This is a genomic window from Emticicia sp. CRIBPO, from assembly GCF_009905725.1.
GTDB lineage: Bacteria > Bacteroidota > Bacteroidia > Cytophagales > Spirosomataceae > Leadbetterella.
Genome location: NZ_JAAAKV010000008.1, coordinates 295,051 through 315,109, shown reverse-complemented (window position 1 = coordinate 315,109; position 20,059 = coordinate 295,051). Strand labels below are relative to the sequence as shown.

Sequence of the window (20,059 nt, the reverse complement as noted above, 5' to 3'; positions counted from 1 at the left end):
AACGTACAATACCCATGAGAAACATCCTTTTTGCTTTACTTTTCTTAGTCACCCTGGCGTGTTCAACAGACCGTTTGTTCTCTATTGATGATAAAGAACCACAAAAGCCGGTGGCCGGGAAAGATTCAACAGAAAAAGAGCCTGAAATAGTCTTTGTATCCAAAATACCGGAAAACGTTAGGAAACAAGCCGAAGTAGTGACCATCAAATCTGACCAGGATTTGCCCTTTATCACCAAAAACGGGACTAAAATCTACATCAAACCCCTGGATTTTAATCCGATGCCCGGCGGAACTTACGTGACTTACCCGTTCAAGCTTGAAGTAACCGAACTGCTGTCTATCAAAGATATTATCCTGAACGAAAAACCAACAGTGTCCAACGGCAGACTGCTGACCACCGACGGCCAGATATTGATTAAAGCTTATAAAGACAACCAGGAACTGTCGGTATACAAATATTCTTCATTCAGGGTTGATATGAGAGGTTTAGGAAAACCAACAGACAGGCAGGGTATGTCAATTTTCCTGGGACAAGAGACGCCCGACGGGTTTAATTGGGTGCCGGATAGCGTATGTAAAATAGAAACCACCACCGGTTGCCAGAATATTTTTGACAGACAATTTGAGTACAGGCTGTTTCCAGCTTCCATCGGCTGGATCAATATTGATAAATTCATAGGCTATACCAACACCACCTCCATTGCATTCAAATCAGATATGAACCTTGAAAACATAAGGACATTCCTGTATTTCCCTGACCTGGTGTCTGTAATGAAAGTAAACTATGAGAAGGATTTTCCGGTCCCGGTGGGAGCCAAGGCTAAAGTGATATCTTTTGCGATGACCACCGACGAACAATATTATACTTTCTTTGAAGACATTGTGATCCGGCCTGAACACCTGGTCAATATAAAGCTGACGAAAACCACCAAAGAGGACTTTATGAAGGAGCTGGAAAAACTCTAGCTGTCCGGCGTCTTCGGACGTATTGGACAAGAATGCCTGATAATTTTGGTCCAGCTGATTTTTAACCTGAGCTTCTAGAGGGTACTCTTACTGGAGTGACTTCATTCACTCTAGTAAAAGTACCAATTATTTACACACATTGACTAACGCTCCGGTAGCATCTAAAAGAGGAAAACCGTTTGGGAGATTTTGTTTTTTGCTATTTTCATAGGTAGCATAAACGTCCTTTGATAAATAAACATCTTTATAATAAGATACCTCTACAAAAAGGGAGGCTAAGTGTGGATTATTACATAAATCCAGTCTTTCAAGCTTTAACGGATTAAGATCTCCTCTGTTCACGATTTGGAGATATTTCAAATTGGTATTCAGGGAAATATCTAAAGTACGTGGGTCTCCATTGTAACTGAGATATTCTAAACCCGGGCATTTTGAAACATAAATTTTGTGCAGAATGGTTGTTTTCAGAGGATGGGTAGAATAGCCAAAATTTATTTTTTTTATTTGTTTACAGTTGTCAAAATTGATAACTTTTATCTGAGCATCGCTGGTTTCAAATATTTCTAATTGCGTATTAGCTGATAAATCTAAAGAATCAACCGGGTTAATTGAAAAATTGAGATAAAGATATTTGAGCTTTTTAAACTTATTTATATCGGTTATTTGCTTTACAATAAGTTCCGTTCCAGTTTTTCCTTTGAATTCTTTTTTTAACAAAGGCATTACTTCAGTATATCTGGTCAACATTGGTTTGTAATATTCTGCTTCTTTAGAATTGGGTTGAATAACAACCGGCCGACCAAAATTTTCTGTTTTCCCGACATCTTCCAAGGCTATTCTTCCATTAATCTGATTATCAGTATCAATGCCCTGAGCAATTAGTTCTGCCTCAAATCCATCATCTTCCAACGTGATGTAGGGCTCTTTAGTTGGAACTGGTTTGAGCAGAAGGGCTTTTATACTGTCTTCTTTTGAAACAGGGACCGCTGGTTCGGGTACATTGTTGTTTTCTTTACAACTTACTACTGCTAAAACAGCTATTGGAATAAAAAATAAGATAAGATTTTTCATTGTTTTGTAAAATTATAAAAAGGGGTCTTGCCCCTTTTTATTAATGAAGGACCACCAATTTTTTAGTACTAACCTTTTCTCTATCAATGATTCTGACATACAGAAAATCGAAATCATTTGTTTTGCCTAATAAATCACGTTTTACTGTCCACTTATTTTTGCCGGATTTTGTTTTCTTTACCGTTTCAGTATATAATACTTCCCCAGTTTTATTTACAACCTCCAGAACTATATTTTCTTTGGACTCATCTAAAACCTCATATTCAATGCCTAAATCTTCATTATGAAGAATAGGGTTAGGGAATATTGTCATAATATTCGATTCATTACTCACTCTAGCTCCCGCAACACCAATAATATGAGAGTAAGGAATAATGGAAATCCTGCCAGTATTATCCTTTACATACCCGGTAAACGAAGTATTACTATAATTCATTGTAAAATTGGGTGTACTATTTGAAGCAGCCTGATTAAAATTGCTGGAAGTATTAGCATACCATTGATGACTAACATACGAAATACCCGACGGAGCCTGTAAACTTACCGTATAACTTCCCGATGAACCACTAATAATAGGCTTTGGAATTGGGGTCGGAGATACGGGGGTTGTAGTTAAAGCAGAGGATGAAGGGGATGTCTGAAAGATATTTAACCCCAAACTATAAAGAGCATTTCCATTAAAATGGGTTCCATCAGCCTGGCGACTACTTTGATAAGGCCAGGAAGTTGTCAGTGTTGTATACGTATCGGTATTGTTTAATAAAGAAATATAGGAAGAGTTACTGGCTTGTAATACTTCCTGCTGTTTGATAACATTCGCATTAACATCGTTACTTCCAATTTGTACTGCACTCATACTTGGCGATGTTCCTGGCACTGAATACAACCAACTTTGAGTAGGTAGACCAGGGTAGCTGTAATCATTAACGATATTTTCATGTTTTGTTGATGATGAGGATAACTCTTCAGTAATTAAAGAAGTTCTATAAATACTCCATTGTAAACTAGGTAATATTGTTCTGGATTCATCAATGATGGCTTTTAATTTGGTGCCATAATTTTTTACATCATAACCAGAGGGAACAGTGCCTTGTAACTTATAAATACCTGACTTATTTATATTTAATAATGTTTTTGTTTCGGCTTCCCCCTGATGCCAAATGACTGTCCTTACACCAAACATTCCACCATAAAAACTAAGAACGTTTTTAAAGACAGTAAACAGTTTATCATAATCTGTAGTAAAACCCCAGGGAATTACTGACGGATAATCTGTTATATTAGGAATAGAATAAGGATTGTTTGTGTTGTTTAAAGGATTAGTATAAGTACTGTTAAAAAAACCTTTCGTTTTTTTCATAGCCCCCTCCCAATTATTAATACTTGTTCCGGCTACTGCCACATTATAAAACATGATAGGAACTGGTGGTTGAGTAGTATAGTTACCATTTGTTGTGGTAAGGGGATTAACCCCGTGCATTTTAGCTAGCCATTCTCCTAAATGAAGGTAATACCATGTTCTCGTACAATTAGGCCCGATCCATGGATTATTATTACCTGGATTAGCAATATCTGTAGTATATCGAAGTAAGCCAAAAACCGGACGTTCTAGATTTACATAGTCTGACACATATCCTACTCCTCCACCATCCGTACTTATATTTTGAACATTCTTAAGAGATACTACACAATCAAAAGTATTATTAACGCCCGAATAACCAAAACCTGTTGCCCCATAACCTTGTGCATTGCTTTGCCCTGCTATGATAAATACTTCCCCCACGCCAAACTTTATTGATTTTACTACACTATTTGAGCCGTTCTTTAAGTTAAACTGGTACCAGCCAGTAGGTATATTTAAGGTAAAATAATAGGTATATCCAACACTTGTACCTATTCTGGTTTTCTCTGTACCACTAAATGAAACTGGACCAGTATATGCTCCTAAATCCACTCCATCAATTCGCAGTCTTCTTATTTCATAAGTGGCATTGTTTGTTGTTCCTGAACCACTTGCAGATTCCGTAAATTCCCCCGCAAATGTAACTGTTGCAGTGGCCGTTGCTGCATTTGAACTTCTTTGAAAAACAGCTCTGTCTATAGGAAATGAAATATCTTGTGAATAGGTATTTGATCCTATGACTATCGATATAATAAATAATATTATGGTACTTTTCATTATTTTAAACTTTCAGTGTTGAAATTATTTTGCCAAATATAACTTGGTGGCTACTAAAGGAATATTAGAGCTATAAGACGAATTTATCACCTTAATAAACTCATTTGTAATTACTGCTTGCCCAAAAGAAGTAGGTGTTAGACCGTCAGATGAAAAAAAGTTCCCTTGAGGATACTTTGGATTTACGGGTATACCATCATCTGTTATGTAATTACCCTCCAGAATCTTTTCATAAAGAGCATACAAGTCGACTAAAGGCAAATTATTTTTTTTTGCTAAATAATTTAACCATTCATTATAAGTTCGAACACTCCAGCGTTCTTCCACACCTATTACATCTTCATCAAAAATGGGGTTATCAATGTTTAACCCTTGAGAACTTCCTCCTTCCAGTATATTAGTAATATTTTTTGATGGCAGAAATAAATCACCCTTTTTTGCTATCCTAACATCGTTTTTATTGTATCGCTGAATAAAAAATTGTTTCCCAAAATTTTCTTCCAATTGATCATAAGTATAAGTATTATAATATGGTAATTTGAAAACCTCTGGTACATTGGCAATGACCCCCTTTGCCCCTTTTCTTATAAGTAATTGCAAGATTTCATCTTCCGGGAAATAACCTTCCCGGTCAAAAGTCAGAAAACTAATATCCTGAAGGTAAGTTCCGAAGTTAAATAGTTCTATAAAATCCTGCATGCCAAGCTCATATGTAAAAAAGTCAATTTGCTTTAATCGAGCATCGAGGCTTTTATAATAATTTTGTTTTTTTTCATTCCCATTTTCAAGCAACCTATCTAAATGCTTAAATTCTCTCTTACTGAAGGTGGGAAACCAATCTTTAGTATCTTCTTCTGATAGAGCCAGACTTAATACCTTCTGATATGGTATTGCCAAATTATTTACTTCGGTAGTTACTTTCGGTAGTTTAGTATCTCTATTTGTGTCATCTAAGCCCTTAATTTCCTGAAATTTTAGAAGACCATTTTTACTAGATGTAACTGTCTTTTTTCCGGTTCCATTACCCTCAAGTATCGGTAGTTTAAAATCGTTGATTCCCATTTGTTGGGCGAGCAAAGCAGGAAATGAAGTTTGTTGTGCCGCGGCATATACGCCACCATCACGTACCCCTGCCGACAGGGAAGACCCGATAGCAATATAAACGGGTGAAGAGCCATTAACCTTAGTGAGCTTTCCTAAGTCAGTAGTCTGACTATAAGTTTTGCTAAATTGCATACTCGCTGCTAACGTGAGCAAGAATAAAGTTTTGTGCATATGTATGTCGTTAATATTTATGTGTTCGCAAAACAAGTAAAAAAAAACTATTAGGCAAATCTTTTTTTTATAGAAACTTATTTTACGGAAAAATATTTTCAAAAACTCTGACTGTGATAGTCTTAAAGCGAGCAATTGTTTATCAATTAGCACCTCACAATAATATATCGATGTTATGATAAATATATGAAACTCATTCGTTGAAGACACCATCTCATTTTCACTTCAACAATCCCGGTCAAAGACCGAAGTACGCTTACTAGGCGTTCTCATCTGGAGCGTTTGAAGACGCGGGGAAGCCGACAGCCGAAAAATGACACAAATCATATTCCTGTATTGCATCCGTCATCATATACCGCGGAATGATATTTTAACTTTGATTACATATCAAATAGCACGATCATGGAAATCAATATTAAAAAAGGAGATCAGGTAAGTACCCTTCAGAAAAGTTTCAGAGAGGCATTTCCGTATCTGAAGCTGAAGTTCTACAAAATTCCACATCAGCACGACGAGGGTTCGGAGGATACACTGATCTGGCCTGCGGCCACGATGATTGACGGCATCAGGACAAAATATACGCTCGATACCATCAGCATAGAACCACAACACACAGCCGGAGAAGTTGAAAAGGCATTTTATGATATTTTCGGGCTGAATGTGCAGCTATTCAGACAGGCCGGGGGCATCTGGATACAAACCATCAAAACAGACGACTGGACACTGGAAAAACTCAACGAGGCAGGCGAACAAACTACCATCGAAACAGTGGAAGAAGAAAAAGATTACGGCCTCATGGACGATGATTGAGACACTTCCGGGAACTAATCCCTGCTGAAAATAGGTTCTGCAGGGATTTTCTTGTATCAGAAATATGAGTTTGTTTCTGATATCGTATAAATAGACTATGCAATGCGTATAATATCGGCAAAATAGCCTTGGGACTGAATTGTTGATAAGCACTGGCGGACGTATTTAAATTCACTCAGGAAAATTCTAAAAAAAGCTTTCCATAACCAACTAGTTATAAGAATTTTAACAGTAAACCATCCGAAAAATGCCAGGAGTTCATAAATTTCTTTTCATCAACCGGAACTTTTCAACGCAAACAGGACGTTTCCTATCTACTGCAATCCGGGGGCGACTGGTTTTGACGGCGTGATGCGGCTGCAGGTATAAGCATGTATGGAGTTGGTGGAAGGTCTCCATTCAAAAAATCTACCGAACAACAACTGGCAATACTCAGTATGCCATGGCTGCTTAATTTCGGAGTAAATTAGCATTCGCCACGTTCCTCCAAAGCTAACCTCTGTTGCGTTGGGTTTAGGGGCGTCGTAAATAGAGAGGCGTTCAGAGACGGACTTCTGATCTCAGAATAGTACACGAGAAGATAAGGGATTGTTTAGGTATGCCAAACGGCTTGCAATCTTCGAAAACTATGATTGGCTAAACATGTAGAAGGCCTGACGGTGGCCATGTTCGGACCAGGGTTCGAATCCCTGCGTCTCCACTGTATAACCGCCTGATCTTTAAGAGGTCAGGCGGTTTTTTGTTGATATGAAATTACTCTTATACTTCTTCATGTTTTTATTTTCAGAATCAGCCGCTTGTTTAAAAGAAATTCAGATTTGGTTTGCTTATTTGCGATTATCAAACAAGAAATCAATGAAGCAATTACTTTTTCTGCTCCTGTTTATCAGCTCATTTTCAACAGTTTATTCCCAATCTGTCAAGGTTACCTTATCAGGCACCGTCAAAGACAGGAAAGACAATAAAGGCCTGGCTTTTGTGACCGTTGCCCTTAAAAACAGCGGTGACAAATCTTTTGTGGCAGGTACCATCAGCAATGAAGAGGGCCTTTTCACCTTTACTGATGTTAAAAGCGGAAACTATACCCTTGAAGTATCCTATATCGGCTATAAAACATTGAGTCAGGCTGTTTCTGTCGGGGTGCTCAGTACATTTCTTGACCTGGGGCATGTTATGCTGGAAGAAGATGTGACACAGCTCGGTGAAGTGGTCGTCAAAGGCACAGACGGGGAGGGGCTCAACAATAAAATGGACAAGAAGACCTTTTCTGTCACCGACATGGTCAGTCAAAGCGGCGGATCGCTGCTACAGGTAATGAAAAACCTGCCGGGTGTGACCACCGACCAGGACGGAAAAGTACTGATCAGGGGCAACGACCGCGTAACTGTCCTGATTGACGGTAAACAAACAGCCCTCACGGGGTTTGGCAATCAGACCGGCCTGGATAACATTCCGGCCTCGGCCATAGAAAAGATAGAAGTGATCAATAATCCATCGGCAAAATATGATGCCAACGGCAACGCCGGAATCATCAACATCATCTATAAAAAGAACAAACAGGAAGGATTCAACGGTAAAATCGGGATGTCTGCAGGCCTCGGAGCCCTCTGGATCAAGAAAGACAACCTGCCGGATATCAGGCCGCAATACCGCAACACCCTGAAAATGAATCCGTCGGTATCACTGAATTACAGGAAGAAAAATACAAATATCTTTTTCCAGGGAGACTATCTCCATACGCCTACACTGAATAAAAACGAATTTGTAGACCGGTACTACGATGACGGGAAAGTGGTGAGGCAACAAACCAAAAGAAACCGCAACACCAATATCATCACCACCAAAGCAGGTCTGGACTGGAACATCAGCAGCAGCAATACCTTTAACATTTCAGGACTTTTCAGCAGCGAGAAAATTATTGATAACGGGGATGAACCCTTTTTTAACGCCACACTGACGGAGAGATTCCGACTGTGGAAGTTCCTGGAAGACGAATTGAAAACCACCGTGACAGCCTCGGGTTCATTCCAGCATAAGTTTCAGCAACCCGGCCATTTGTTTACCATAGGTTTTAACTATACCTTCCACAGAGAGGACGAGAAATACTTTTTTACCAATGTCATGCCCACTTTTACAGGCAAAGACGCCTTTAAACTCTTGTCTGACGAAAGTGTTTTCGATCTCACCGCCGACTACGTAAAACCATTGAAATACGGTCATTTTGAAGGAGGAATCAAGATCCGTAAGCGTTATATTCCGACGAACATGCAGTTCTTTCCGGGCCTGAATTCACCCATCGACAGCCTGGCCGGCGGCTGGGCCAATTATAATGAGACCATTCCGGCGGTATACGGTAACTACGTTCTCGAAAACAAGAACTTTGAACTGGAAGCAGGACTGAGATTCGAATATGTCGACCTTCGTTATTCTGTCAATCCCGATCACCCGACATACAAAAGCAGCGGGTATGATTATGTGCAGCCTTTTCCGAATGTCAGGTTGGCCTATAAAATCAACGAACACCATAAACTTTCGTTGTTTTACAACAGGAGGGTAGACCGACCTAACGAGGTGGATATCAGGATATTCCCTAAATATGATGATGCAGAGATCATCAAAGTGGGTAATCCGGCCCTGCGGCCGCAGTTTACCAATACCCTGGAGGCCGGATACAAAACCAGCTGGCAGGGCGGGTATTTTTATGCAGCCCTTTACCGGAAAATGGACAATGCCACCATCGCGAGGATCGGGAGCACCGTTCCGGGCAGCACCATCATTTATAACATCTTCCAGAATGCCGGAAGAAGCCATAATTCCGGCGTTGAGCTCATCTGGCAACAGCAGGTGACGCCCTGGCTGGCCTTGAATACCAATTTTAATGTTTACAAAAGCGTCATCAACGCTTTCACCGTGAAAAACCTGTATCCTGTACCCGTTACTTTTAAAGCAGACAGGGAATCATTGACCTCAGGAAGCGGAAAAATAAATGCAAATCTCAGGTTAAGCAAATCGATTGAAGCCCAGGTGTCTGCTGTTTACCTGGCTCCTGACCTAATTCCGCAGGGCAGAACAGGGGCGAGGTTTTCAGTTGATGCCGGAATCAAAAAACAACTGACAAAAGGAGAGCTATTTGCCAATGCAACGGATGTTTTCAACACCCTGGTGATCAGAAAGACCATAAACGGAGCAGGATTTCATTATATTAGCCATGATTATTACGAAACGCAGGTCTACAGGATTGGTTATAGCTATAAGTTCTGAGACTGATGCCGGAGATCCCGTTTATCTAAACTGTTCAATATGAAGCTGTTATTGGTAGAAGACGAGCCTTTCCTGCTGGATGAGATGGAAACCTATCTTACGGAACAGGGTTACAGATGCGAGAAAGCCACCACTTTTGAGGAAGGTCAGGAAAAACTGCACCTGTATGAGTATGACCTGGTAGTGCTTGACATCACCCTTCCGGGCGGCAACGGGCTTCATTTATTACAGATATTGAAGTCTGAACATAAAAACTCGGGGGTATTGATCGTATCCGCTAAAAACTCGCTGAGAGATAAAGTAGACGGACTTCAGATGGGAGCAGACGATTATATCACCAAGCCTTTCCACATGGAAGAACTCAACGCCAGGATTTTTGCCTTGCTGAGAAGAAGGTCCTTTGAAGGGGAAAATGAGATCCGTTTCGATCAGCTGGTCATCAACCTGACGGCAAAAACGGTAGTCTACGGAAACGAACCAATCCTGCTGACCAAAAAAGAATATGAACTGCTCTTGTATTTTATTGTCAACAAAAACAGGGTGGTCAGCAGGCAATCGATCGCAGAACACCTTTGGGGAGATCATTACGACATGGCTGATAATTATGACACGGTGTATGTTCATACCAAAAACCTGCGTAAAAAACTGGCTTATCATATGAATGTGGATTATATCAAAACCATACACGGCATGGGTTACAAATGGGCGTCAGCATAATCACCTGCAGAAATGAAATTACTCTATAAAACTACAAGAGACTACCTGATTGCTTCTATTTCCATCCTGGTCATCACCGGGATAGCCCTATTTACCCTGCTCAGAAAAGAAGTGGGGGATGAGATGAATGAACAGCTGGCCCTGCAGGCCGACAAGATTTTCGAAAACGCTCATTCCGGCAACTTTATCAATGCTCCTTTTATCAAAATCGAAAAAGTTTCCGGCCGGACTTCCCCGGGTCAGACCTATGGAGACTCATTGCTGTACGACCGTGTTCAGAAAAAGATGGAGGAATACCACTACATCCGTGAAGTGCAGGACATCGGCCAAGACCGCTACCAGGCCACAGTGATGACGTCCCACATCGGTTGGGATCAGTATTATCTCAGTATTTTCTACATTTTTGTGCTGATGGCCATCCTCCTGACAGGATCGGGCGTGCTGATCAATTACCTGTCAAACCGGAAAGTATGGGGCCCTTTCTTTGGTAATCTGAAAAAGATCAAGGCTTTTTCGGTAAGCTCTCCTGACTCACTGGGCTTACTGGAAACCCCGATCACTGAATTTAAAGAACTAAACAGCACGCTCAAAGACCTGACAGACAGAAGCCGTAAGGAATACCTGGCGTTACGGGAATTCACAGAAAATGCCTCCCACGAAATCCAGACCCCTCTCAGCATCATACAGTCAAAACTGGACAGGATGAGTCAGATGGAGATGAATGAAGAAATGTCCGACTATATCGTGCAGGCGAAATCAGGGGTGGAAAGGCTCTCCAAGATGAATAAGAGTCTTCTGCTGCTGGCAAAACTGGACAACAATGTTTTCAAAGACCAGGAACAGGTCATGGTAGATGAGATTGTCTTTACCCAGCTCAGAAATATGGAAGACCTGTGGGCCAACAAACAAATCACCCTGAAAGAAAACCTCCGTAAAGAGTCGGTATTTTGCAACAAATACCTTATAGAAACCCTAGTTTCCAATCTTTTATCCAATGCTTTGAAATATACCCTGAAAAACGGGATGGTAGAAGTCATCGTAAAAGGCAACAGCCTGATGATCTCCAATACCGGAACGAAACCCGAGTTTTCTGAGGAGCAGATCTTTCAGAGGTTCACAAAAAACGCAACGAACATTACGTCAACCGGACTCGGGCTGGCCATTTGCAAGGAGATTTGCACCTTAAATAAATGGGATCTGGCTTATCATTATGAAAACGGGATTCATTTCTTTCAGGTTACATTCCCGGTAAAATAAATACTTTCAAGACAGGTTTTGTATCGGTTCATTAACCGGACCGGCATATGTTTTTTCGTCAGACCCGAACCGCTGCTCCTGCATCCTGTCGTATTCTTTCACATAATCCGGGTTTTCAGTGCCCATTATGCGGTCCCAGATCCGGAAATACAGTCCGTAATTGCCGTTAAACCTGCTGTGGTGCAGGTTATGATGGACAGAAGTGTTCACAATCTCAAAAAGCCAGGTTTTACGGAACCACTTCGGGGCAATTTCATAGCCCAGGTGCCCGTACACATTGATAATGAACCCGATAAGTGTAAATAATATGATCGTGACCGGATGCATGGGCAATAAAAATACGATCGGTAACAGTACAGCACCTTCCGTCAGTGCCTCCAGTAAATGAAAACTGTACGAAGTCCAGGGCGAAGGGTTGGTACTTTGATGATGCACCAGGTGTGCGAGGTTAAACAGCCTCTTGTGATGCAGCAACCGGTGCATCCAGTAAAAATAGGTATCATGAATGATCAGGCTGACCACAAGACTGAAAACGATGTACCATCCGCCAAAGTTACCGATGTTATCATAAATCAAGGTATAATTACGGAATGGCGTAAACATCAGGGAAACAGCAATCAGGGCAAACACCAGGGTACTCTGGATTGAATACCAGATTTCCCTTAGAAAGTCTTTTCTTTTGGCGAATCGTTGCTGAATCTTAAACCGGTTCAGCTTCCGCGGTACCAACCAATAAAAAAGCACAAAGGCTATGCCTGCAATAATAAAATAGCGGACCGTTAAAATGCTGAAAATCCGTAGACCCTCTGCTGCGAACCTTTCCATAAACATAAAATTGAATGTCTCTTTACCAAACTTCAAGCCAACACTAAGGTAAGCAATAAACTGATACAAAATGTACCTTAAAAAGAAAGAAATTGTCTGCGAAAGGGCTGGAATTCAATACACAACAAATTATCGTACCGAAAGCATCAGAGGAAAGAACTACGGTGGTTCCGGCCCGTCGATTCAGCTGAAGATCAAACAACGGGAACTAGGTTTTACCTGGCTGCCCTTTTCCTTCGTCAATCAGGCTCTTCAAACTGTTTTCCAGGTAATCAGTCCAGGCACCCGAACAAGCACTAAAACACTCAATAGCAGGTACGAGGCCCTGATGTGTGAAGAGTATCCGGGTTTTGCCGTTCTCTTCCGTAATTTCAAAACTGATGCGGGTCCCGTTCCATTCCTGTTTGTTCTCAATAAAATTAAGCTGACTGTCAGTGATCAGCCAGCTTACTTTCTGATCCGGGACGAACTCCGTTAACTTCTGCGTTGAAGCATGAATATCCCCAAAACGGACTGTAAATTCGTCATTCAGTCTTTCTGAGCGGCCTTCCAGATTTTCTGTCCACCATTTCCTGACCTCATTAATGCTCTTGAATGCTTCCTGCGGCGAGGCATTCACCGTAAAACTGAGCGTAAAATCCTCTTCTGCAATCATTTTATCAGTTTTCATTAAGCTGTCCCAATCTTCTTTCATCCTCAGTCTGAGGCTTATCCTTACCGTTTGGCTGTCCCTGACCTGTCGTGATCAGGTTAAACAGGCTTTTCTGTATGTATCCTGTCCAGGCGTTACTGCAGATCTCATAGCATTCGTGCTCAGGCAGCAAGCCATGGTGTGTAAAAACAACCTGCGTTTTTCCCTCTTTTTCATAAATCTCAAAACTGATGTCGGTGTCCATCCATTCAGTCTGATCCTGTGCAAATTTAAAGTAGTTGTCCAGCACCTGCCAGACCACTTTCTTATTGGGGATGACTTCCGTTAACCTCATCTGACAGCGATGAACATCCTGAAAATGATACTTAAACTCCTCGTTGACCTTTTCTGTTCCGCCTTCCACTTGTTCCGACCACCAGCCACGTACGTTATTGACGGCATTAAAAGCTTCAGCAGGGCTCTGATCCACCCAGATTGTGGTGGTAAAATCTGATGTTGTCATTTTCTTAAAAGGTTTTGTAAATGAATAAGACAAAGTTACTGTCTTAATTCCGGACTCTCAGGGTGTTAAATAGACATTCTGTGGGGTTGATCCGGACAAAACAATACAATATCTTTGTTGAAAAAACTTTGCCATGAAACATGTGACGATCGTAGTTCCGGAAGGGAATGTCAACCTCAGCAGCATCACAGGTACCTATGAGATACTGAGCCGGGCCAATGCTTACTGGCAGAAGCTGGGCAACAAATCCATGATGGAAATCCACATTGCGGGTTTTGTAAAAGAATTGAAAATGGACGGCGGCTTTTTTTCGGTTAATCCTTTAAATATCCATGAAATACAAAAAACCGACCTGGTCATTATCCCTTCCATCTATTACAACGAAAACATCATAGAGCAAAACACCGTACTGATCAGCTGGCTCAGAGACCAATATAAAAGTGGTGCAGAAATAGCCAGTGTATGCTCAGGGGCCTTTTTGCTGGCCGCCACCGGCTTGCTGGAAGGCCGGACTTGCTCAACGCACTGGAACGTAGAAGCTGATTTCAGGCGGCTGTTCCCGAATGTTGACCTGCAGATCGATAAACTCATCACCATTGAAAAAGGAATTTATACCAACGGCGGCGGGTATTCCTTCCTGAACCTGATCATATTCCTGGTCGAAAAATTCTTTGACCGGCCCACCGCCATTTACTGCTCCAAAATCTTCCAGATCGATATTGAGAGGTCATCACAATCTCCTTTCCACATTTTCAGGACACAAAAAACCCACGGTGACGAACTGATCAGCAAAGCTCAGAATTATATAGAAGAAAACCTGGCTGAAAAAATCTCTTTTGAAGACCTGGCCTTCAAACTGGCCACCAGCCGCAGAAATTTTGACAGGCGTTTTATAAAAGCCACAGGCAATACCCCGGTGGAATATCTTCAGAGAGTAAAAGTAGAAGTAGCGAAAAGCACCCTGGAAGAAGGCCGGAAGAGTATTTTTGAGGTAATGTTGGAGGTAGGCTATTCTGACGATAAGGCCTTCAGAGAGGTATTCAAAAAGATCACGGGACTATCTCCTTTAGATTACAAAGCAAGATTTAACAAAGAAGCGGTTTGATCTCAGATTCATTTATCGAAGAGATGGCCAGCAAAAAAAGATCTCAGTAGATACGCACGGCCGGCCGTGCGTATCTACTGAGATCAGATTAAACAGAAACCAATAGCCAAAAGCTAATCAAATCTACTTCAAATAATTAAAATCCTGCCCGGCCTCTAATTTCAGCAGGAACTCATAATACAGATCAATACAAGCCTGGATATCGTCTTTATGACAGGTTTCTACTGTGGTATGCATGTATTTTTGTGGTAATGAGATCAATGCAGACGCCACACCTTCACCTGAATAGGCGAATGAATCGGTATCTGTACCTGTTGAACGGCTCACGGCAGCCCGCTGGAAGGGAATATTCTTTTCTTCAGCGGTATCAATGATAAAATTCAGGAGGTTGTTCTGCACCGCAGGACCATAAGACAGGGTAGGACCCTTACCGCAGGCAATGTCCCCGTCCTTTTTCTTGTCATACATCGGTGATTGGGTATCATGGGTAACGTCGCAACACACCGCCACATTCGGTTTCAATCTTCTCGAGATCATTTCAGAACCCCTCAGCCCGATTTCTTCCTGCACCGCATTGACAATGTATAAGGTATAAGGCAGTTCAATATTATTCTCCTTCAGTCTTCTGGCCACTTCAGCAATGATGTAACCACCCATGCGGTTGTCCAGGGCACGACCCACATAAAATTTGTCGTTCAACTCCATCAGGCCGTCTTCAAAAGTGATGACTGTGCCCACATGGATACCCATTTCTTCTACTTCTGCTTTAGATGAAGCTCCTACGTCAATAAAAATATTCTTCATTGAAGGCTGCTCTTCTTTACCGGAGTCACGCACATGGATGGCCGGCCAGCCGAAAATGCCTTTAACAATACCATTTTTACGGGTATGGATGTTGACCCTCATGGATGGGGCGATCTGGTGATCAGAACCACCGTTTCTCCTTACATAAATATAACCTGAGTCTGTGATGTAATTCACAAACCATGAAATCTCATCAGAATGGGCCTCAATGACCACTTTATAAGGTTTTCCGGGATTGATGACACCCACGGCTGTTCCGTACACATCTATAATGGTTTCGTCAATATAAGGTCTCAGATAGTCCAGCCAGATCTGTTGTCCCGTAGATTCAAAGCCCGTTGGCGAGGCGTTATTAAGGTATTTGTAAAGGAATTCAATATTTTTATCCATGCTTTAATTTTTAAGTATTTGCAAACATAAGAGGGAATTGGGATTTATTGAAAGAAATGGTAAAAAAAGGAGAAAGGATAACGGAAAAAGGATGATGGATTCGGGTGATAAAAGAAATGCCCTGAAAATGCTTTGCACTTCAGGGCATTATAAAAAAACCGTTCTCCTTGTTCCTTTGTCCTTTCCCCAGCTTACTTCAAATCCTTCGCATTAATTACATAATCCCACTTCTTAACGCCTGAAGCATCAAAAACATTGATTTTCAATACCCTTTCCAGTCTTTTTCCGGATATTTCCATGATGCCGTAGGTTTGCATTTTATTGACTTCTGTACCAGGCACTATCGTTCCCGCTTTGTATTCCGCCTCAACCGGCGACCCGGCCCCCGAGGTCAGCGGCGAAATAGTGAAGTCATACAAAGGATACGTGCCTTCGCGGTCCAGTTTCTGCAGGTTGGTGTGGTGCCTGTCACCGGAAATGATGATCACACCCGGTATTTTGTTCTCTTTGATCTTGTCCAGCATCTGTTTCCTTTCTACGGGATACGTCGAATAATTCTCAAAAACGGCAGCAGGATTGACAATCTGCCCACCCGTTACGACAAATTTAAACGGTGCACTCGAACTTCTCAGGGCATCAATCAGCCAGTTAAGTTGTTTCTGACCGAAATAGTCTTTCGTCGAATCCTGTAGCATGTTCGGAGCCCTGAACCAGCGGTCGTCCATCAGGAAAAACTGGCAGTCTTCCCAGAAAAACGTCCCCGTAATAGCCTCATCTTTGAAAATGTAGTTAGGATTGCCCCAGTTGTTTTTAAAAGCTTCCAGGGTCCAGTCTTTGCCCCAATAGCTCCTGTCGGCATCGTTCGGCCCGAAATCATGATCATCCCAGACAGCATAATGGTGCACATTAGCCCAGAGTTTCTGCAATTCCGGCTGTCTTTTGAAATCGGTATAACGCTTCTGCACGCCACTGCGGGTGTTCCAGTCAACCTCTCTCAGGTAAATGTTGTCTCCGCCCCAAACCATGAAGTTAGGCTTATGCTCATATATTTTCTCAAAAATCTTGATCGACTTGCCATACGGATCACCCGGTCTGTCGAAACGGGGCTCGTTGGTATAAGTACAGCTTCCGACCGCAAAAGTAAAGGCCGGAGGGTCCGTTCTGTAGTTCCACAAGGTCTGGGTCTGAAACTCCATCGGGTAAGGAATATTGACTTTTTTCTTGTTAACATACACTTCGTACCCGTATTTCTTGCCGGGAAGCACTTCGTCAGCTACCAGTTTAGCCACAAAAGCCTGGTCTTTGGTGGTGACGATCTCGTCGGTAAAAAATTTAACCGCAGGAACATCTTTCTCCCAGTAAGCAAATTTAACCGCTTCCGATTTTTCTGTCTGTACCCAAAGCAGTACTTCACGCATCTCAGAATAACCCAGCATCGGTCCGGATTTGATCTGAGCCTGGCAAAAGCCGGCCACCAATAAGCACAATAAGGTAAATTTCAATTTGTTCATTTTTTATTTTAAGGATTAATTTAACGAATGCCAGATTTTTGTAAAGATATAAGAAGCTTTGAAGGTTTACAATACAGCACCTGCTGAGAAGATGATCATTTAATCAAAACATAATTTAAATCCCCGGCCTGAAGGCCCGGTTGCCTGTGATTTAAATCATGGGTTCACTGGCATATCCATCGTCTGAAAAAAAGCTAAGTGCTAAAAGCTGACTGCTAACCGCTAATTCCTATCTTTGCAGAAATTAATCTTTTAAATAACACTGATGCACTTAGTAAACGGGAAGTATTATATCCAGGAGTTCGAAGTAGAAAATTTGACAAAAGAGTTCGGTACGCCACTTTATGTATATGACGGACACAAAATTGAAGAACAGATCATAAAAATGAGGTCGGCCTTTGAAGGCGTCGATCTTAAGCTTAAATATGCCTGTAAGGCCCTGACTAACCTTTCGATCCTGAAGCTGATGCGTAAAAACGGCATCGACATTGATGTGGTTTCTATCGAAGAAGCCCTTCTGGCCCTGAAAGTAGGTTATCTGCCTGCACAAATTCAGTATACCCCCAGCGGCGTTGCTTTTTCTGAAGTTCAGAAGGCTGTTGAACTGGGCCTGAGAATCAACCTGGATTCCATTCCGCTTTTAGAAAAGTTTGGTGAAACTTACGGCAACAGCCTGCCGATCGCCATCCGCCTTAATCCTTCCATCATGGCCGGGGGAAACCTTAAGATTTCTACCGGACATGCCGATTCCAAATTCGGGATATCCATTGAACAAATCGAAACCGTCGTAGAGCTGGTTAAAAAATATGACCTGAAAGTAACCGGCCTTCATCAGCACAATGGCTCAGACTTTAAAAGTGCAAGTGTGATCGTAGATGCCATGAAAAAGTCGTTTGAAGTGGCTTTCAAATATTTTCCGGACCTCGAATTCATCGATATGGGTTCAGGATTTAAAGTGGCTTATTCTGAAGACGACCATGTCACCGACATGGAAGATCTTGGAAAAGATGTGGTAAGCACTTTTAACCATTTTGTAAAAGAATACGGTAAAAATGTACAGTTATGGTTTGAACCGGGCAAGTTCCTGGTGAGTGAGTGTGGTATTTTACTGGTCAATACCAATGTGGTGAAATACAATCCTACCCGCAACTTCGTGCATGTGGACTCGGGGCTTAACCACCTGATCCGCCCGATGATGTATGATGCCTATCACGAGATCGTGAACATTTCAAATCCTGCCGGAGAAGTAAAAGAAACCTACGATGTGGTCGGATATATCTGTGAAACCGACACCCTGGGAAAAGACAGAAGTCTTCCCAAGGTAGAAGAAGGACACGTACTAGGCATTAAAAACGCCGGGGCTTATGCTTTCTCGATGTCATCCAACTACAATTCGAGGATAAAACCTGCAGAAGTGCTGATTTATCACGGTAAAGCCCAGCTGATTCGTAAAAGAGAGACTTTTGAAGATATTCTTAAAAACCAGATCGAAGTTGAATTCTAAAATGTAATCATATGAGCTCTCCCGACGATTTTAAAAGGTCATCTGTACAGGATACTTTTGAATCTCCTGATCTGTATGCTTTAGACGACCTTTTGTCTGAAGAGCATAAGATGATCAGGTCGGCGGTACGTGATTTTGTTAAGAAGGAAATTTCCCCCATCATTGAAGATGCGGCTCAGAAGGCAGAGTTTCCTTACTACATCGTACGTAAAATGGGAGAAATGGGCGTTTTTGGTCCTACTATTCCACAAACCTATGGTAGTCAAGGACTTGACTATATTGCCTATGGCCTCATGATGCAGGAAATCGAAAGGGGGGACTCAGGCATGCGGTCTACGGCCTCTGTGCAGGGTTCGCTGGTCATGTTTCCCATTTTTGAGTTTGGATCAGAAGCTCAGAAACTAAAATACCTGCCCAAACTGGCCTCAGGCGAGCTTCTGGGTTGTTTTGGTCTGACAGAACCCGATCATGGGTCCAATCCCAGCGGAATGTTGTCTCATTTTAAGGAAGAAGAAGACCATTTTGTACTGAACGGATCTAAAATGTGGATTTCCAATGCCCCGGTGGCCGATATTGCAGTCGTGTGGGCCAGAAATGCAGAGGGTAGAATCAAAGGGCTCATCCTCGAAAAAGGTATGGAGGGCTTCTCAGCACCTGAAATACACCATAAATGGTCTCTCAGGACCAGCATCACCGGTGAACTGGTCTTTAATAATGTGAAAATACCGAAAGAAAACCTGCTTCCCCTGGCCGACGGCCTGAAATCACCCATGAAATGCCTCGATAACGCCCGTTACGGTATATCCTGGGGTGCTTTGGGAGCGGCGATGGATTGCTACGAAGCCGCCAGGAGGTATGCTTTGGAAAGAATTCAGTTCGGAAAGCCCATTGCGGCCTTTCAGCTCACCCAAAAGAAGCTGGCGGAGATGCTCACCGAAATCACCAAAGCACAGCTGGTAAGCTGGAGATTAGGCACCTTAAAGAACGAAGGCAAAGCCACCACTGCCCAGATATCCATGGCGAAAAGAAATAATGTGGAAACGGCCCTGAAAATAGCCCGCGAAGCCCGTCAGATACTCGGAGGAAACGGCATTTCGGGAGATTACCCGGTCATGAGGCATCTGATGAACCTCGAATCGGTAGTCACTTACGAAGGTACACATGACATACATTTGCTGATATTAGGGAATGAAATAACTGGAATTCAAGCATTTAAATAATATATCCT

16 protein-coding genes and 1 other RNA gene are annotated in these 20,059 nt (G+C 42.1%); 9 read left to right on the top strand and 8 right to left on the bottom strand.

From position 1 onward, the window contains the following. Positions 1–14 precede the first annotated feature (14 nt). Complete coding sequence (locus GVN16_RS18180; protein WP_166565347.1) at positions 15–968, top strand: hypothetical protein; 954 nt, start codon at positions 15–17, stop codon at positions 966–968. A 126-nt stretch (positions 969–1,094) separates the two neighbouring features. On the opposite strand, the gene GVN16_RS18175 is transcribed toward GVN16_RS18180, so the two are convergent. From GVN16_RS18175 to GVN16_RS18165, 3 genes are read right to left on the bottom strand one after another with little or no spacing between them, the layout of a single operon-like run. After that, positions 1,095–2,039: a hypothetical protein gene (locus GVN16_RS18175; protein ID WP_166565346.1), complete on the bottom strand. Its 945-nt coding sequence runs from the start codon at positions 2,037–2,039 to the stop codon at positions 1,095–1,097. 40 nt (positions 2,040–2,079) lie between these two features. Then, positions 2,080–4,218, bottom strand: a complete 2,139-nt coding sequence (locus tag GVN16_RS18170) for a hypothetical protein (protein ID WP_166565345.1) — start codon at positions 4,216–4,218, stop codon at positions 2,080–2,082. Between the two features lie 24 nt (positions 4,219–4,242). Beyond that, positions 4,243–5,493 carry a hypothetical protein gene (locus tag GVN16_RS18165; protein ID WP_166565344.1) on the bottom strand — a complete coding sequence of 417 codons (1,251 nt, stop codon included), beginning with the start codon at positions 5,491–5,493 and terminating at the stop codon, positions 4,243–4,245. A 402-nt stretch (positions 5,494–5,895) separates the two neighbouring features. On the opposite strand from GVN16_RS18165, the gene GVN16_RS18160 reads away from it, so the two are divergent. The 5 genes from GVN16_RS18160 (at position 5,896) to GVN16_RS18140 (ending at position 11,538) form a co-directional block, all read left to right on the top strand. Beyond that, the gene (locus GVN16_RS18160) at positions 5,896–6,303 is read left to right on the top strand and encodes a hypothetical protein (RefSeq protein ID WP_166565343.1); all 408 of its coding nucleotides are present in this window, start codon (positions 5,896–5,898) and stop codon (positions 6,301–6,303) included. A gap of 326 nt (positions 6,304–6,629) precedes the next feature. Beyond that, positions 6,630–7,006: a transfer-messenger RNA gene (gene ssrA, locus GVN16_RS18155) on the top strand. A gap of 152 nt (positions 7,007–7,158) precedes the next feature. Further along, a complete protein-coding gene (locus GVN16_RS18150) occupies positions 7,159–9,564 on the top strand; it encodes a TonB-dependent receptor domain-containing protein (protein ID WP_166565342.1) in 2,406 nt (801 codons plus the stop codon). 39 nt (positions 9,565–9,603) lie between these two features. After that, complete coding sequence (locus GVN16_RS18145) at positions 9,604–10,281, top strand: response regulator transcription factor (protein ID WP_166565341.1); 678 nt, start codon at positions 9,604–9,606, stop codon at positions 10,279–10,281. 12 nt (positions 10,282–10,293) lie between these two features. Next, positions 10,294–11,538 (top strand): HAMP domain-containing sensor histidine kinase, encoded by a 1,245-nt coding sequence (locus GVN16_RS18140; protein ID WP_166565340.1) that lies wholly within the window; start codon positions 10,294–10,296, stop codon positions 11,536–11,538. 6 nt (positions 11,539–11,544) lie between these two features. Here the strand turns inward: GVN16_RS18140 and GVN16_RS18135 are convergent, their stop codons facing one another. The 3 genes from GVN16_RS18135 to GVN16_RS18125 all read right to left on the bottom strand — a co-directional run bounded on the left by GVN16_RS18135 (position 11,545) and on the right by GVN16_RS18125 (position 13,517). Beyond that, positions 11,545–12,363, bottom strand: coding sequence for a sterol desaturase family protein (locus GVN16_RS18135; RefSeq protein WP_166565339.1), 819 nt, complete (start codon positions 12,361–12,363; stop codon positions 11,545–11,547). Positions 12,364–12,571: 208 nt separating this feature from the next. Then, positions 12,572–13,018, bottom strand: coding sequence for an SRPBCC domain-containing protein (locus GVN16_RS18130; protein WP_205748906.1), 447 nt, complete (start codon positions 13,016–13,018; stop codon positions 12,572–12,574). A gap of 4 nt (positions 13,019–13,022) precedes the next feature. Then, entirely contained in the window at positions 13,023–13,517 is a 495-nt protein-coding gene (locus tag GVN16_RS18125) for an SRPBCC domain-containing protein (protein ID WP_166565338.1), read from the bottom strand. A 133-nt stretch (positions 13,518–13,650) separates the two neighbouring features. Here GVN16_RS18125 and GVN16_RS18120 point away from each other — a divergent pair, with 133 nt between their 5' ends. Beyond that, on the top strand, positions 13,651–14,622 hold the full coding sequence (locus GVN16_RS18120) for a GlxA family transcriptional regulator (RefSeq protein WP_166565337.1): 972 nt from the start codon (positions 13,651–13,653) through the stop codon (positions 14,620–14,622). Positions 14,623–14,745: 123 nt separating this feature from the next. Here the strand turns inward: GVN16_RS18120 and GVN16_RS18115 are convergent, their stop codons facing one another. Further along, the gene (locus GVN16_RS18115) at positions 14,746–15,816 is read right to left on the bottom strand and encodes a M42 family metallopeptidase (RefSeq protein ID WP_166565336.1); all 1,071 of its coding nucleotides are present in this window, start codon (positions 15,814–15,816) and stop codon (positions 14,746–14,748) included. Positions 15,817–16,007: 191 nt separating this feature from the next. Then, on the bottom strand, positions 16,008–17,327 hold the full coding sequence (locus GVN16_RS18110; protein ID WP_166565335.1) for an alkaline phosphatase: 1,320 nt from the start codon (positions 17,325–17,327) through the stop codon (positions 16,008–16,010). Between the two features lie 265 nt (positions 17,328–17,592). Here GVN16_RS18110 and lysA point away from each other — a divergent pair, with 265 nt between their 5' ends. Together lysA and GVN16_RS18100 are read left to right on the top strand one after the other, a co-directional pair. Then, positions 17,593–18,831: a diaminopimelate decarboxylase gene (gene lysA, locus GVN16_RS18105; RefSeq protein ID WP_166565334.1), complete on the top strand. Its 1,239-nt coding sequence runs from the start codon at positions 17,593–17,595 to the stop codon at positions 18,829–18,831. Between the two features lie 11 nt (positions 18,832–18,842). After that, positions 18,843–20,051: an acyl-CoA dehydrogenase family protein gene (locus GVN16_RS18100; protein ID WP_166565333.1), complete on the top strand. Its 1,209-nt coding sequence runs from the start codon at positions 18,843–18,845 to the stop codon at positions 20,049–20,051. The last annotated feature ends 8 nt before the right edge of the window (positions 20,052–20,059 follow it).